The sequence below is a fragment of the Thermaurantimonas sp. genome, assembly GCF_046299575.1.
Lineage (GTDB): Bacteria > Bacteroidota > Bacteroidia > Flavobacteriales > Schleiferiaceae > Thermaurantimonas.
The window spans coordinates 90,179-104,842 of the sequence record NZ_JBKBHX010000006.1 but is presented as its reverse complement, the minus strand read 5'-3'; the positions used below and the strand labels follow the sequence as shown (position 1 = coordinate 104,842).

The 14,664-nt window shown below is 31.9% G+C and carries 15 protein-coding genes; all 15 read left to right on the top strand.

All coding sequences use genetic code 11. The features are described from left to right. Position 1: 1 nt before the first annotated feature. The 15 genes from ACK4EX_RS08975 (at position 2) to ACK4EX_RS08905 (ending at position 14,545) form a co-directional block, all read left to right on the top strand. The gene (locus ACK4EX_RS08975; RefSeq protein ID WP_409771965.1) at positions 2-1,399 is read left to right on the top strand and encodes a phenylacetate--CoA ligase family protein; all 1,398 of its coding nucleotides are present in this window, start codon (positions 2-4) and stop codon (positions 1,397-1,399) included. Between the two features lie 170 nt (positions 1,400-1,569). Beyond that, positions 1,570-2,517, top strand: a complete 948-nt coding sequence (locus ACK4EX_RS08970) for a glycosyltransferase family 2 protein (RefSeq protein ID WP_409771962.1) — start codon at positions 1,570-1,572, stop codon at positions 2,515-2,517. A gap of 79 nt (positions 2,518-2,596) precedes the next feature. Further along, positions 2,597-2,947: a nucleotidyltransferase family protein gene (locus ACK4EX_RS08965; RefSeq protein ID WP_409771960.1), complete on the top strand. Its 351-nt coding sequence runs from the start codon at positions 2,597-2,599 to the stop codon at positions 2,945-2,947. Between the two features lie 6 nt (positions 2,948-2,953). Further along, positions 2,954-3,184 (top strand): DUF433 domain-containing protein, encoded by a 231-nt coding sequence (locus ACK4EX_RS08960; RefSeq protein ID WP_409771957.1) that lies wholly within the window; start codon positions 2,954-2,956, stop codon positions 3,182-3,184. Next, the gene (locus ACK4EX_RS08955) at positions 3,181-3,516 is read left to right on the top strand and encodes a DUF5615 family PIN-like protein (protein WP_409771955.1); all 336 of its coding nucleotides are present in this window, start codon (positions 3,181-3,183) and stop codon (positions 3,514-3,516) included. Before ACK4EX_RS08960 ends, ACK4EX_RS08955 begins: the two co-directional genes overlap by 4 nt. A 1-nt stretch (position 3,517) precedes the next feature. Beyond that, positions 3,518-4,171: a GNAT family N-acetyltransferase gene (locus ACK4EX_RS08950; protein WP_409771953.1), complete on the top strand. Its 654-nt coding sequence runs from the start codon at positions 3,518-3,520 to the stop codon at positions 4,169-4,171. Continuing rightward, positions 4,168-4,770, top strand: coding sequence for a sugar transferase (locus ACK4EX_RS08945; RefSeq protein ID WP_409771951.1), 603 nt, complete (start codon positions 4,168-4,170; stop codon positions 4,768-4,770). Before ACK4EX_RS08950 ends, ACK4EX_RS08945 begins: the two co-directional genes overlap by 4 nt. Continuing rightward, positions 4,771-5,922: a DegT/DnrJ/EryC1/StrS family aminotransferase gene (locus tag ACK4EX_RS08940; RefSeq protein ID WP_409771950.1), complete on the top strand. Its 1,152-nt coding sequence runs from the start codon at positions 4,771-4,773 to the stop codon at positions 5,920-5,922. It abuts the gene before it with no gap. Positions 5,923-6,154: 232 nt separating this feature from the next. Continuing rightward, positions 6,155-7,300: a DegT/DnrJ/EryC1/StrS family aminotransferase gene (locus tag ACK4EX_RS08935; RefSeq protein WP_409771948.1), complete on the top strand. Its 1,146-nt coding sequence runs from the start codon at positions 6,155-6,157 to the stop codon at positions 7,298-7,300. 228 nt (positions 7,301-7,528) lie between these two features. Continuing rightward, entirely contained in the window at positions 7,529-8,971 is a 1,443-nt protein-coding gene (locus tag ACK4EX_RS08930) for a lipopolysaccharide biosynthesis protein (protein ID WP_409771946.1), read from the top strand. Between the two features lie 111 nt (positions 8,972-9,082). Then, positions 9,083-10,108, top strand: coding sequence for a polysaccharide biosynthesis protein (locus ACK4EX_RS08925; protein WP_409771944.1), 1,026 nt, complete (start codon positions 9,083-9,085; stop codon positions 10,106-10,108). 8 nt (positions 10,109-10,116) lie between these two features. Continuing rightward, the gene (gene wecB / locus ACK4EX_RS08920) at positions 10,117-11,247 is read left to right on the top strand and encodes a non-hydrolyzing UDP-N-acetylglucosamine 2-epimerase (RefSeq protein ID WP_409771941.1); all 1,131 of its coding nucleotides are present in this window, start codon (positions 10,117-10,119) and stop codon (positions 11,245-11,247) included. A 5-nt stretch (positions 11,248-11,252) separates the two neighbouring features. Next, complete coding sequence (locus ACK4EX_RS08915) at positions 11,253-12,107, top strand: dTDP-4-dehydrorhamnose reductase family protein (RefSeq protein WP_409771939.1); 855 nt, start codon at positions 11,253-11,255, stop codon at positions 12,105-12,107. Continuing rightward, positions 12,104-13,255, top strand: coding sequence for a hypothetical protein (locus ACK4EX_RS08910; RefSeq protein ID WP_409771938.1), 1,152 nt, complete (start codon positions 12,104-12,106; stop codon positions 13,253-13,255). Before ACK4EX_RS08915 ends, ACK4EX_RS08910 begins: the two co-directional genes overlap by 4 nt. Then, positions 13,256-14,545, top strand: coding sequence for a hypothetical protein (locus tag ACK4EX_RS08905; RefSeq protein ID WP_409771936.1), 1,290 nt, complete (start codon positions 13,256-13,258; stop codon positions 14,543-14,545). The last annotated feature ends 119 nt before the right edge of the window (positions 14,546-14,664 follow it).

The following is a 14,664-nucleotide window of genomic DNA, read 5'->3' as shown; positions in this document are numbered from 1 at the left end:
AATGGCATTATTTCAGGATAAAATCTACCCAAACCTTCCTGTTTTCGCTCAAAACCTGGCTATTACTGCATATGGTTATTACTGGCACAAACGAAGATTTGGAGGTATTTTTCATCAGGAGTTAAGAAAATTCAAAGAGCGGGAAAATTTTACTGTACAACAGTGGAGGGATTACCAGACAGTAGAATTGCGCAAACTTCTGGTGCACGCTTTTGAAACAGTGCCACTTTATCGGGAGCGATACAGTGCATTGGGATTTACAAAAAGCCAGTTTGAGCGTTTTGAACTAGAAGACTTATCCAAATTACCATTTCTTACCAAAGAGGACCTTCGACGATATGGGACAACTACTTTGCTATCATCAAAAAGAGAAAAAGGTGGTCAGTTTTTTAGCAGCAGTGGGAGTACAGGGACGCCTACGAGGATTCTCTTTTCACTTCCCTTCCATCAACGCTGGAGTGCTGCTTATGAAGCTCGTATTAGGCATTGGGCTGGAGTAGACAGATTTCATTCTAGAGGAATGATCGGTGGCAGACGTGTTCTTCCTAAGGCTGATGCAAAACCTCCATTTCATAGATATAACTGGGTTGAGAAACAAGTTTATTTCTCAGCTTACCATTTAGCACCAAAAAATGTAATTTTTTATTTAGATGCGATTTACAAGCATAAAGTAAAATACATGACTGGCTATGCAATGAGTAATTTTTTCTTAGCCAATATGATATCGGAGCAGTCTCTTAAAGCACCAGAATTATTAGCAGTTATTACCTCAAGCGAAAAATTGACCAACGAAATGAGAAAAACCTTGAGCCAAGTATATGGCTGCAAGGTGTATGATGGTTACAGTGGTGTAGAGGCATGTGGCTTGATTTCTGAAACGTCCTTTGGAGAATTGCTTGTAAGTCCTGATGTAGGCATAATGGAAATTATTAATGAATATGGGGAACCTGTAAAACCAGGGGAAACAGGTGAAATCATATCCACTGGCCTCTTAAATTATGATCAACCACTGATTCGTTATCGCATTGGAGATACAGTTACACTTTCAAATAACCAAAAATCCCAATGCGGTAGAAATATGCCTGTTATAAAAGAAATTAATGGAAGGGTTGAGGATAAAATAGTTGGTCCAGATGGCCGGCAAATGGTTCGATTTCACAGTCTATATGTGGATATTTCGGGACTTGTCGCGGCACAAATTATCCAGGAAAAAATCAATAAATTCACAATAAATTTGGTTGTAGATTCAACATATAAGTCATCAAGCGAGCAGGTAATAATTAAGCGCCTAAAAAGTCAATTAGGTGAGGTGGATGTTGATTTTTATTATATGGATGAAATCCCTAAAAATACTAACGGAAAGTTTCAGGCTGTAATTTCAAGATTGAAATCACTATAAAAGTACTATTCTTTTATAAATCTTTAATTACAACAAAACTGCTTATTGAAATTTTATATTTTCTTAATATGATTTATATGTGAATTTATCTTAATAATAAAATTTAAAATTTTTCAAATTAGAAAAATCTTTATTGAAGAATAAGTCTAATTACTAAACTTTATTTTTTAATGAAATTAACCATTGTTATACCAACACTTAATGAAAAATCATTTACAGAAAAGTTAATCAACTCAATTAAAAATAATGATTTTGCGGATAAAGAAATTATAATTGTAGATGGTGGATCAACTGATGGTACTGTAGAACAAATAGTTGAATTAAAAAAAAAACATAAAAATCTTCATTTAATTCATAATCCCGCCCGCTACGTCAGTCACGGCTTCAACAAAGCCTACAAGGTAGCATCGGGGCAATACATATCCCTCGTCGGTGCCCATGCCGAATATCCTCCTCAATATTTTTCTACTTGCATCCATGCCATTGAATCGGGAGAGTGCGATGTCGCTGGGGGCTTTCTCTCTCAACAAGGCAAGACGCTGATGGGCAAGGCGATAGCTCAAGCTATGAGTTCCCGATTTGGCGTAGGCGATACACCCTTCCGCACTAAACGCAAACGAATGTATGTGGACAGTGTAGCTTTTGCTGTTTATGATCGCAAGGTTTTTGAAACCTGTGGGCTACTTGATGAAGTATTAATACGCAATCAGGACGATGAGTTTCACTACCGAATAAATCGAGCCGGTTTCCGCATTTTAATGATACCAGAACTAGAAGTAATTTATTATGTAAGAGATTCCCTTAAAAAACTGTTTTCCCAGTATTTTCAATATGGGTTTTATAAACCACTGGTTCTAAAGAAAGTTAAAACTGGGATGAGATTGCGACACCTGATTCCCTCTCTTTTCGTTCTATACCTTCTAAGCTTGCCATTTACATTTTATTTCCCTTATTGGCTATTACCCTTAGCTCTTTATATAATTCTTTCAGTTTATTTTAGTTTTAAAACAAAAGCACCCTTTTCTGTTCGTCTACGCATGATCCCGGTTTTCCCTGTCCTACACATCGCGTATGGTACTGGTTTTCTGTTAGGATTATCTAAACTATGGAAAAAATAATAAATACTGCATTCTTCCATCTCCCCGCCCTTGCCCGCTGCCACGGAACTTACCCATCTCCGCAATTGTTCATAAAAAGATGGCTAAATTAGCCGGACTAAAGCAAAAGGTCATGGATAAAGCTTTACAAACAAGGCTATTGCAACTGCTCCTCCCGTATCTGCCTGCCAGGATCAGTGTATTTGGTTCTTATGCGAGGGGAGAGAACAGGCAAGATAGCGACCTGGATATTCTCATACAGTTCAAGGATCGGATAAGTCTTCTCAAACTGGTTCAAATTGAGCAGGAGCTTTCTGATGAGCTGGGCATTCCGATTGACTTGGTCACGGAGAATAGCCTGAAAAATCCACGGCTGAATAATTATATCGAAAAAGACCTTATCACTATTACCGAGGAATTTAACAACAAAACAGGATACAAGAAAACATAGTAATCCATGAAAAAATATATTGAGTTTATTAGCATTCACCCAGACATTCGCTTTGGCAAGCCTTGTATTAAAGGCACCAGAATAACCGTAGGCGATATTTTGGGGTGGCTATCTTCCGGCATGACGTACGAAGAAATCGTAGAGGATTTCCCGGAATTAAATACAGAGCATATTCGTGCTGCTCTTGCTTTTGCCGCTGAGCGGGAGGAAAGTGTCAAAATATTGACTACTCCATGAAACTCTTGCTGGATGCGAATATTTCCTGGCGACTGGTCAAAAAACTGGCAGGTGTAGTCCCAAATGTTCTTCATGTAAATGATAGCGGGCTTCCAATGCCGGCAAAGGATGAGGAAATTTGGAGTTGGGCCTTACATAATGATTTTGTGATTGTTACAAACGACGAAGATTTTCTGAACTTTTCCCTCCTAAAGGGATTTCCTCCTAAGGTAATCTTATTGCGAAAGGGAAATCTTTCAACAAATGAAGTAGCAGCATTGCTTATCTCTTGTTACCACGACATAGAAATCTTTTGTAATGCTCCCGCAGATGGGGTGTTGGAAATATTCTAAGATGGCCATGCTACGCACCACCCTCCCCTCCCACCTTCCCTCCCTCGCCCGTTGCCATGCGGCTGCCTTTCCACATTCATTGTCTACTGCCCTGGGTCAGCGATATGTGGCAAAGATGCTTTCCTGGTATCTCTCTTCAGATAAGACTTTTATATTTCACATTGAGGATGAGCATGGTCAATGCGCCGGGTATTGTGGTGGGATCGTTAGTGATGGAACTCTTGGAACTGGGTCAGCAAGTGGTATGGCACAACATACATTCACCGCAGCAATATGGGCTTTTCTTACACATCCCTGGGTATTGTTTCACCCTGAAGTCAGAGCAAAATGGCCCCTGCTCTGGAAAAATATTCTTATGAAACTCGGCCTGCGAAGGCGAGTACATTTCTCACCAGAACAAAAAGAAAAAATGGCACGGGAACCTCAGGTTGGTTTAGTTGTTATAGGTGTAGATCCAAAATATCAGGGCAAGGGTTATGGCTCTTTACTTTTAAAAGAATTTGAAAGAAAAGCAGTAGAAGAATTCGGAATCCGTAATCTTCAGCTTTCCGTCCTTGCCGACAACCACAAAGCAATCAAGGCATATGAACGAAATGGTTGGAAAAAGCATTCTATACATGGTAAATCATTGAGTATGATCAAAAAAGTTGAATGAATTCATACCTGAAAAGGAGCTTTGATATTGTAGTTTCTATCCTAGCGCTCCTGATTTTTTTTATTCCAATGATTTTAATTTCCCTTTTGATTAAACTCGATTCAAAAGGGAAAATTTTTTTTATTCAAGACAGAATTGGAAAGGATTTCAGAAAATTTCGGTTATTGAAATTCAGAACAATGGCCGATAGTGAACATGCAAAATCGGGATTGTTTGAACCTGGAAATACAAAACGGGTTACTAAAATAGGAAAAATCTTACGGAAATACAAACTTGATGAACTGCCCCAGTTGATCAATGTATTGAAAGGAGATATGTCATTAGTGGGACCAAGGCCTGAGGTAGAGGAGTGGACTAAAGTTTATCCCGAAAAATGGAAAGTCGTGCTTTCCGTTAAACCGGGCATTACAGATTATGCGTCGATTCTATTCAGAAACGAAGAGGAATTGCTTAAAAATTCACCATCTCCAAAAGAGACGTATGAGAAAGAAATTCTCCCTAAAAAATTATCCATTAACATGGATTATGTAATAAAAAATAATTTGATTACTGATATAAAAATTCTGTTCTTAACTGTGTATAAACTTTTAAAAAAATAAATGATGAAGATCCCATATGCAAAAGTATTAATTGGTGATAATGAAAGGAAATACATCAATGAAGTTTTAGACAGTGGATGGTTGACAACTGCAGTAAAAACATTGGAATTTGAACAAAAATTTGCCCAGTATATAGGTGCAAAATATGCTTGCGCTGTCAATTCCTGTACAGCAGCATTGCATCTTGCAGTTGACGCTTTAGGTATTGGTCAGGGCGACAAGGTTTTTATCCCATCCATGACATTCACCTCTACGGCAGAGGTAATTCGCTATGTAGGAGCAGACCCCGTATTTTTGGATACTGAGTACGGTACAAATCTTATCACTTCAGAAATATTAGAAGATGCAATTAAGAAAAATCCCGATGTTCGTTTTTTAATAATAGTACATTTCGGTGGTCAATCGGTAAATCTTACAGAAATTATCGAAATTTGTAATAAAAATAATATAAAAATCATAGAAGATGCCGCACATGCTTTTCCCACTAAACATAAAAATAAATTTATTGGTCAATTTGGATTGATCACCTGCTTTAGTTTTTATGCTAATAAAACCATTACAACAGGTGAAGGAGGTATGTTAGTGACTGATGATGAAGAAGTTTATAAAAGGGCAAAAGTGATGCGGCTACACGGCATTAACAGAGACATCTGGGATAGATTCACCTCAGACAAACCCTCGTGGGAATACGATGTAATAGATGCAGGTTTTAAATACAACTTGCCTGATCTTGCTGCTGCAATCGGACTCGGACAGTTAGAAAGAGCTGAGGAATTCCGAACCGAAAGACAAAAAGTGGCTGAATTTTATTATAAATCACTAAGCGATATTGATTGTATAGATTTACCAATTACACATGTGCCTTTTGAAGATCACTCATGGCATTTATTTCCCATAGTTTTGAATGGTAAGGCTCCGATAAACAGGAATAAATTCATTCAACTGCTTTCTGAACGGGGAATTGGTACTTCAGTACATTATAAACCCTTGCATCAAATGACCTACTATAAGCGCAAATACAATTTAACCCCAGACCAGTTTCCTAATGCAGAAAAAACATGGTTAGGCACAGTTTCATTACCTATTTATCCATTCATGAAATTAGAAGAATTGGAATACATATCTGAAACAATCCACGAATTGTTGAATTAACTTCTATACCCCATTTTCCTAAAATTTAAAGATATATTTGAATCTGATTTTTATTATTTATCTGGTAAAATCATTTAAAGATAGCTTTCAATATTTTTCAAGAGTAAATAGTTAGCATATAATTTCATTATATACAGTTAAAATATAAATTTATTTTTGTCATTATCAAAATCTGATTTTTTTGGTTTTAAAATCTGATTTAATCAAAAAATTTAGAACAGTCTGAAAATATATGCTACCTAGGATCTATCTATCTCCGCCCCATATGGGTTCCTGCGAATTAAAGTACATAATTGATGCTTTTGAATCGAACTGGGTAGCTCCACTGGGTCCGAATGTCGATGAATTCGAAAATGACTTATCGAGGTACTTTTCAAATATCCATGTAGCAGTATTAAGCAGTGGTACAGCTGCTATTCATTTAGCTTTAGTATTGCTCGGTGTTGGAAGGGATGACGAAGTAATCTGTCAAAGTTTTACCTTTTCCGGAAGCGCATATCCAATAGTATATCAAGGAGCTGTACCAATTTTCGTTGATTCAGAACAAGACACATGGAATATTAGCCCTGATTGGCTAGAGCATTCAATAAAAGATCGAATAAAAAAAGGCAAAAAGCCGAAAGCAATTATTCCAGTGCACTTGTACGGATTTCCTGCAAATATGGATGAAATTGTTCAGATTTCCCGAAAATATGAAATTCCTATAGTAGAAGATGCAGCTGAAGCTTTGGGCTCAAAATTAGGAGAGAAAAAATGCGGTACTTTTGGTGATTTAGGAATTTTGTCATTCAATGGAAATAAAATAATAACCACAAGTGGAGGTGGAGCTATCATTTCTTCTAATGACGAGTGGATCAGGAAAGTACGTTATCTTTCAACTCAAGCCAGAGATAATGCACCTCATTACGAGCACACTCAGATCGGCTACAATTATAGAATGAGTAACATTTTAGCCGGAGTCGGAAGAGGACAATTAATGGTTTTAGAAGATAGATTAAAACAGAAAAGAGCAAATTTTGAACGATATGTTACATATTTTAAAAAATTAAATTCCATTGGATATAATATTAAATGGCTTGAAGAACCAAATGGATATTTTTCTAACAGATGGCTTACTACTATACTTATTAACCCTGAAGAAAATAATGGTATAAATCGAGAAAAAATTCGACAAGCCTTCGAACAAGCCAATATTGAAAGCAGACCTTTATGGAAACCAATGCATTTACAGCCTGTTTTTAAAGATGCACCATATTATGGAAATTCAACGGCTGAAAATATTTTTAATATAGGATTATGTCTTCCGTCTGGAACTAATATGTCTGAAGAAGATTGGTCTAGAATTTTTAATACCTTAGATTCAATATTTTATAGATAAATTAAATTGTAAATATTCCGAGAGAAAATATAATTCGTTAAAGAAAAATACTTAAGATCATTTTTTACAAATTCCTCCATTATATAAGACATAAATTTTTTCCAAGTAAATTAAATAAATAACTTTAAAATTTACATTTTATCATAATGGTATAAAATGTGTTCTTATTAAATTATATTTATAGTTGTTTGAATCAAATAATTTAATACAGCTTTTTTACTACTTTCAATGAATCTTAAACACAAAGCAATATCTGGCGTTATTTGGAATATATCCGGAAATATTGCTAATCACATAATTACATTTATTGTTGGAATTGTTTTGGCTAGATTACTTACTCCCAAAGATTATGGGCTAATTGGAATGACAACAATGTTAATTGTTATTTCTCAGACTTTTATAGAAAGTGGATTCAGACAGGCTTTAATACGTAAACAAAATTGTACTAATGAAGATTACAGTACTATCTTTTTATTTAATTTATTTATTGCAGTCATAATATATGTAATCCTTTTTTTTTTATCGAATTACATTGCACTTTTTTTTAATGAACCTGAACTAAAAAATATTATCCGAGTAATAAGTTTTAGTTTAATTATTAGTTCACTAGGGATAATTCAATATACAATTTTCTCAAAAAATATCAACTTTAAACTTCTTTCATGGATTTCGCTGATTTCATCATTAGTATCGGGACTAGTAGGAATCATATTAGCCTACAAAAATTTTGGTGTCTGGAGTCTGGTAATTAAAACTTTATGTGGAGATTTCATCAATATATTTTTGTGGTGGTCGTTTTCTAAATGGAAACCAATGTTTATTTTTAGCAGAAAATCCTTTAAAGAACTTTTTAATTTTGGAAGTAAATTACTTATAACAAATTTAATCGATCAGTTTTTTTGGACTATATATTATTCAACAATAGGAAAGTTTTTTTCTATTCAAACCCTTGGTTATTATACCAGGGCAGAGATGTTTAAAAATCTTCCATCACAAAACTTAACGTTTGTAATAAACGCAGTTGCTTTTCCTACTTTATCAGCTTTACAGAAGGATTCCGAAGCATTAAAAAATTCATTTAAAAAATTTTTTTTAGGTACGATGTTAATTTCTACAATTTTGATTTTGGGTATGGCAGCCACAGCAAAAGCATTGGTATTAGTTTTAATTGGTGAAAAATGGATCACAACTGCTAATTATCTTCAATTTCTTTGTATTGCAGCTTTACTTTTTCCCGCCAGTGTTCTGAATTCTACCATTCTAAAGGTATACAATCGGAGTGATCTTATCTTAAAAATAGAAATAATTAGAAAATTGATTACAATACCATCAATTTTTATTGGAATTTTATTCGGAATAAAAATAATGCTTGGCTTTTTTATTATCAATTCAATTATTGATTATTTTTTATATTCTTATTGGTCAGGAAAAATTATTAATTATTCCTGGAAATCACAGGTTTGGGATTTGATACCAACTCTTTTAGTTGGTTTTGTTTTTGCAACCGCGGTATTCCTCTTTGGATTACCTCTTTCAGACAATCAATTTTCAACTTTAATAATCCAAATGATCATAGGAATAATTTTACTTTTTTTTCTATTTGAAATATTTAAAATTAATTCTTATGTCATACTGAAGAAAACATTATTCGAATATTTAATTAAAAAATAATTTTAAAAATTAGGTAATACAGAAAAATTCTTTAAACTAATTTAACTATGATCATTAAATTTAAACATCAAAGTTAAAAAAAGTATTTTCTTTCATATTTATTGACGCCATATGCTTAGCAATAATTCGTTCAAAAATGCTGTACTTTTAATTACTGGCGGTACAGGTTCGTTTGGTAATGCAGTTTTGAAAAAATTTCTTGATACTGGTATTAAAGAAATCCGCATATTTAGCCGAGATGAAAAAAAGCAGGATGATATGCGGATGAAGTATAAAAGCGATAAGATTAAATACTACATAGGTGATGTCAGAAATTTTAATAGCATCAATCAAGCTATGGTTGGTGTTGATTATGTATTTCATGCCGCTGCATTAAAGCAAGTTCCATCATGCGAATTTTATCCAATTGAAGCTGTTCAAACAAATGTTTTTGGATCAGAAAATGTTTTAGAATCTGCGTATCAAAATAAAGTAAAAAAGGTTATAGTATTGAGTACTGATAAAGCAGTGTATCCCATTAATGCGATGGGACTTTCAAAAGCTTTGATGGAAAAAGTAATGATTGCAAAATCACGTTTACTTGATGCTGAAAAACAAGTATTTTGTGCTACCAGATATGGAAATGTAATGGCTTCCAGAGGTTCAGTTATACCACTTTTTGTAAGACAAATAAAAGAAGGCAAGCCAATTACAGTAACTGATCCTAAGATGACGAGATTTATGATGTCTTTGGAAGAATCTGTTGGACTAGTTGAGTTTGCATTTAGACATGCCCAACCTGGCGATATTTTCGTCCACAAAGCTCCGGCAACAACAATAGAAAATATAGCTCTAGCATTGAAAGAAATATTTAACGCTTCTAATGAGATTAAAATAATTGGAACCCGACATGGCGAAAAACTTTTTGAGACCTTATGTAGTCGTGAAGAGATGGCTAAAGCAGAAGATTTAGGTGAATTTTTCAGAATTCCAGCTGATAATCGCGACTTAAATTACTCTAAATATTTTGTAAAAGGTGATACAAAAATATCAAAATTTGAAGATTATAATTCTCATAATACACGAAGACTCGATCTCAAAGAAACAATTGACTTGTTAAAAAATCTTGAATATATAAAAAATGAATTAAATAACTAGAAATTTTAATGAAAGTCGCAACAATTGTAGGTACAAGACCTGAAATCATTAAATTAAGCCGTGTCATTGCTGAAATTGAAAAACATTTAGATCATATTTTAATACATACTGGACAGAATTTTGACTATGAACTTAATGAAATATTTTTCAAACAGCTTAGAATACGAAAGCCAGACTATTTTTTGAATGCAGCAGGAAAAAATGCAGCTGAGACTATCGCTAATGTAATACAAAAAACAGATGAAGTTCTTGAAAAAGAAAATCCCGATGCAGTGCTTATCTATGGTGATACAAATAGTTGTCTTTCAGTGATCTCTGCAAAAAGAAGAAAAATTCCGATTTTTCATATGGAAGCTGGTAATAGATGTTTTGATCAAAGAGTACCAGAGGAATTAAATCGAAAGATTGTCGATCATCTTAGTGATATAAATCTTGTTATTTCTGAACATGCAAGGCAGAATTTAATTAGTGAAGGTATTCGTCGCGATACCATAATAAAAGTAGGTTCTAGTATGATGGAGGTTTTAAATTTTTATGCAGATGAGATTGAAAATTCAGATGTATTAGAAAAAGAAAATTTAAACCGAGGTGAATACATTATTGTAAGTCTACATCGAGAGGAAAATGTTGATTCAGAAATTCATTTAAGAAATATATTACACGCTTTTGATTGCATGGTAAAAAATTTCGGTAAAAAAGTAATTGTATCAACACATCCTCGTACAAGAAAGAGAATGGAGAAAATTGGTTTTGTAAATGAGAATTCTATGATTGAATTCATGAAACCTTTTGGCTTTTTTGAATATATTAATCTCCAAAAAAATGCATATTGTGTTGTTTCTGATAGTGGAACAATTACCGAAGAAGCTTCAATTTTAAAATTTCCCGCAGTAACAATTCGTCAAGCACATGAAAGACCAGAAGGAATGGATGAAGGAACAGTAATCATGACTGGTCTTGATAGTGATAATATCATAAAATCTATGGAAATAGTTATTGATAATTTTAAAAGCAATACTGAACCAATTAAAATAGTAAATGACTATGATGTTTATAATGTTTCTAGTAAGGTAGTTAAAATTATTTTATCATACACAGGTTATGTCAATAGATTTTTTTGGTATAAAAACAATTTTTAAAGGATTTGAAAAATAAAATACTCATTATTGGAGCCACTGGCATGGCAGGTCACATGATTTACTTTCATTTTAAAAATCTAAATAAGTATATTATTCACAATATTGTTTATCGAACTAAACTAACTGATGATAGCATATATTGTGATGTAAGAGAATATAAAAAATTGGAAAACATCATTTTTAAAATTAAGCCTGATTTTGTAGTAAACTGCGTAGGTTCATTAATTAAAGAATCAAAGGTAAATCCAGAAAATACAATTTACTTAAATGCGTTTTTACCATATCAACTTATGAGGTGTTGTGAAAAAATTGATGCTAAACTTATTCATCTTAGTACTGATTGCGTTTTTTCCGGTAAAAAAGGTAATTATTCAGAGGATGATTTTCGTGATGCAGATGATATTTATGGTCGCAGTAAAGCACTTGGGGAAATAATAAACAATAATGTCTGTACTCTTCGAACTTCAATAATTGGTCCTGAGCTGAAAGCAGATGGGGAAGGTCTTTTTCATTGGTTTATGCTTCAAAAAGGGAAGATAAATGGTTATACAAAAGTTTACTGGAGTGGGATTACTACGTGTGAACTTGCCAAGGCTATTGAAAAAGTAATTGAAAACAATCTTTTTGGATTATTTCATGTGACAAATGGTGAACCTATTTCAAAATTTGACTTATTAAATTTGATTAAGAGAGTTTACAATAAAAATAATGTAACAATAGAATCGTTTGATCAATATAATTCAAATAAAACTCTTCAAAAGTCAAAGAGATTTGATTTTAATATTCCAGATTACTATCATATGCTTTTGGAAATGAAGGCCAGAATGGAAGAGATTAATAAATATCCTTTTTACATGTGAAAATTCTAATAATTGCATTTTCGATAGGAAAATCAGCAGCCGGTGTAGTTGCTGAAGAGTTGTTTACTGAATTAATTAATCAAAATCCGGATGTTCATATTATTTGTAATGAAAATTTCAGTAAAAAAATCTCATCAGATAAAGTTTCTCAACTTGGTTTAAAAAATATACATCACAATAGATTCGATAAACTTTTATTAATATGTACTCATTTTGAAATTAATGGATGGAAATGGGTAAGTAAAGGTTTATCAGTTTTTAAAAAAATTCATGATAATTTCAAACCAGATGTAGTTTTATGCTTTACATCTGCTTATGGTTTCCGTGTACTCGATCTAGGATATAAAATAGCTAAAATATATAATATTCCATTAGCAATTCACTCTGTTGATCCTAACCCTTCATCATCAGGTTGGGGTGAAAATTATTTGCTAAGAAAAGCTATTGTTTCAATCGTAAAGCCATATTATCAATATGCCAAATTTATTTCTGCTACTAATGAACAAATGCTCAGTTATCAATTAGAAATATTGAGCATTAAGAACAATAAAAATACAAAAGTAATTTTTAATCCAGCAAGAAAACCCTTAACTGTTAAATCAAATTTATCAGAGAAAAATACATTTCTTTACTTAGGCACTTTATATGAAAAAAGAAATCCCCAGCTTATAATCGATGCCTTTCTCGAATTTAATAAGATAAATAATGGTTCAAAGTTTTTATTTGTTGGTGAGAATAAATGTAAAAGTCTTTTTATTCCTCAGGAATTGTCCATGAATATTATCTTTAATGAATGGACAAGTAATCCTGAAATATTTATAAATAAATCATCTGTTTTAGTCGATATCGATGCAAACATACCAAATGATGTATTTATTTCTTCAAAATTATCTCAATATCTAATGTATGATAAACCAATATTGTGTATTACACCTATAGGAAGTCCTTCTCGTGAGCTAACTAAGTCACTGACTCAAACTGTTTTTTGTGTGAATCACAATAAGGAAGAAATTCTAAAGGGAATGCAATTTTTAACCAATAAAATATATGATAATAATATGTTTTTGGAAAGAGAATCTATTCGTGAAAAATTTTCTGTAAAAAATATTACAAAAAATATTTTAGAAGAATTATATTCAATTCTATAAATGTATAACCAAACGAATACAATTTTAAAAAATTTTAAGAACAATAAAATTATTTCATGGATAAGATACCAAAATATTATTTTTTTAATATGGCCTTTTCTCGCTTTAATTATTGCAATTAAAAATTACAGAAGCCCATATTCCAAAAACATCGTCTGGCTGTTTACATCCTTTTATGGATTAACAATGGTATTAGTATCTGATGAACTAGATGGGGCAAGAATTATTTCAAATTTTAAATATATTGCAAAATATGAATCCATTTCATTCTTTCAATTTTTTGTAAAAGAAGGTTTCACTGATATTATTCAACCATTTCTCTTATTTACAGTTTCACGATTTACTTCAGATCCAAGAATATTATTTGGCATTTTGGGACTTATTTTTGGATATTTTTTTTCTAGAAATGTTTGGCTTGCTTCTGAACTATTCAAAAATCAATTAAATAAAAATTCTTTGCTATATATCTTTTTATTTTCGATAATTATTCCAATATGGGAAATAAATGGATTTAGAATGTGGACTGCAGCACATGTATTATTTTATGGGATTTCCAGATATTTATTTACTGGAAATAAAAAATATTATTTTTTTATTTTTCTCACTCCATTTATCCATTTTAGTTTTATATTTTCAGTCTTTGTATTTTTTTTGTTTATTGCTTTAAAAAATGTATCTTTAAACTTCATTTTCACCCTTTTCATACTTTCAGTAATTGTAAATGAAATTAATATAGAAGTTTCAAAATATAAGGACTACTTCCCAGAAATTTATCAATCAAAAATTGAGGGATATAGTAATAAAGATTGGATTGAAGATATGCGAATTATGAGAGGAGAGATGAGGTGGTGGGCAAAATACCATAAAAAGTTACTTGATTTGTTTATGGTAATATCTGTAATAATTACTTTTTTTCTTTTTAAGAAAAAACCAAAAATACTTGACAATTATAGTCTGATTTCCTTTTTTAAATTTTCAATTTTGTTTTCTTCTTTAACTCATTTTTTTTCTGCATTACCTATAGGTGATAGTAATCGTTATATAATTGTTTCTAATTTATTCTTATCATTTTCACTTATAATCTTTTTTGGTAGAAAAATTAAAACAATAAAAATTCCGTTACAATTGGAATTATCTGTTATTTTTATAATTTTTTATTCTTTAGTCGAGTTTCGATTGGGTTTAGATCGTATTGGTATTTCGACATTTATTGCTAACATTTTTAATTTATGGTTTTTTGATGATTCGAAACCTTTAATTGTATTTATAAAAGAATTATTTATAAAATGATTTTAATACTTACTACATATATATAATTAGGAATTGAATTCATCTTTACTTCAAAAAATTATATATTTGTAAAAAAAAAAAAAAAAAAAAATAGTTAAAAAATATTAAATAGCTAAAAG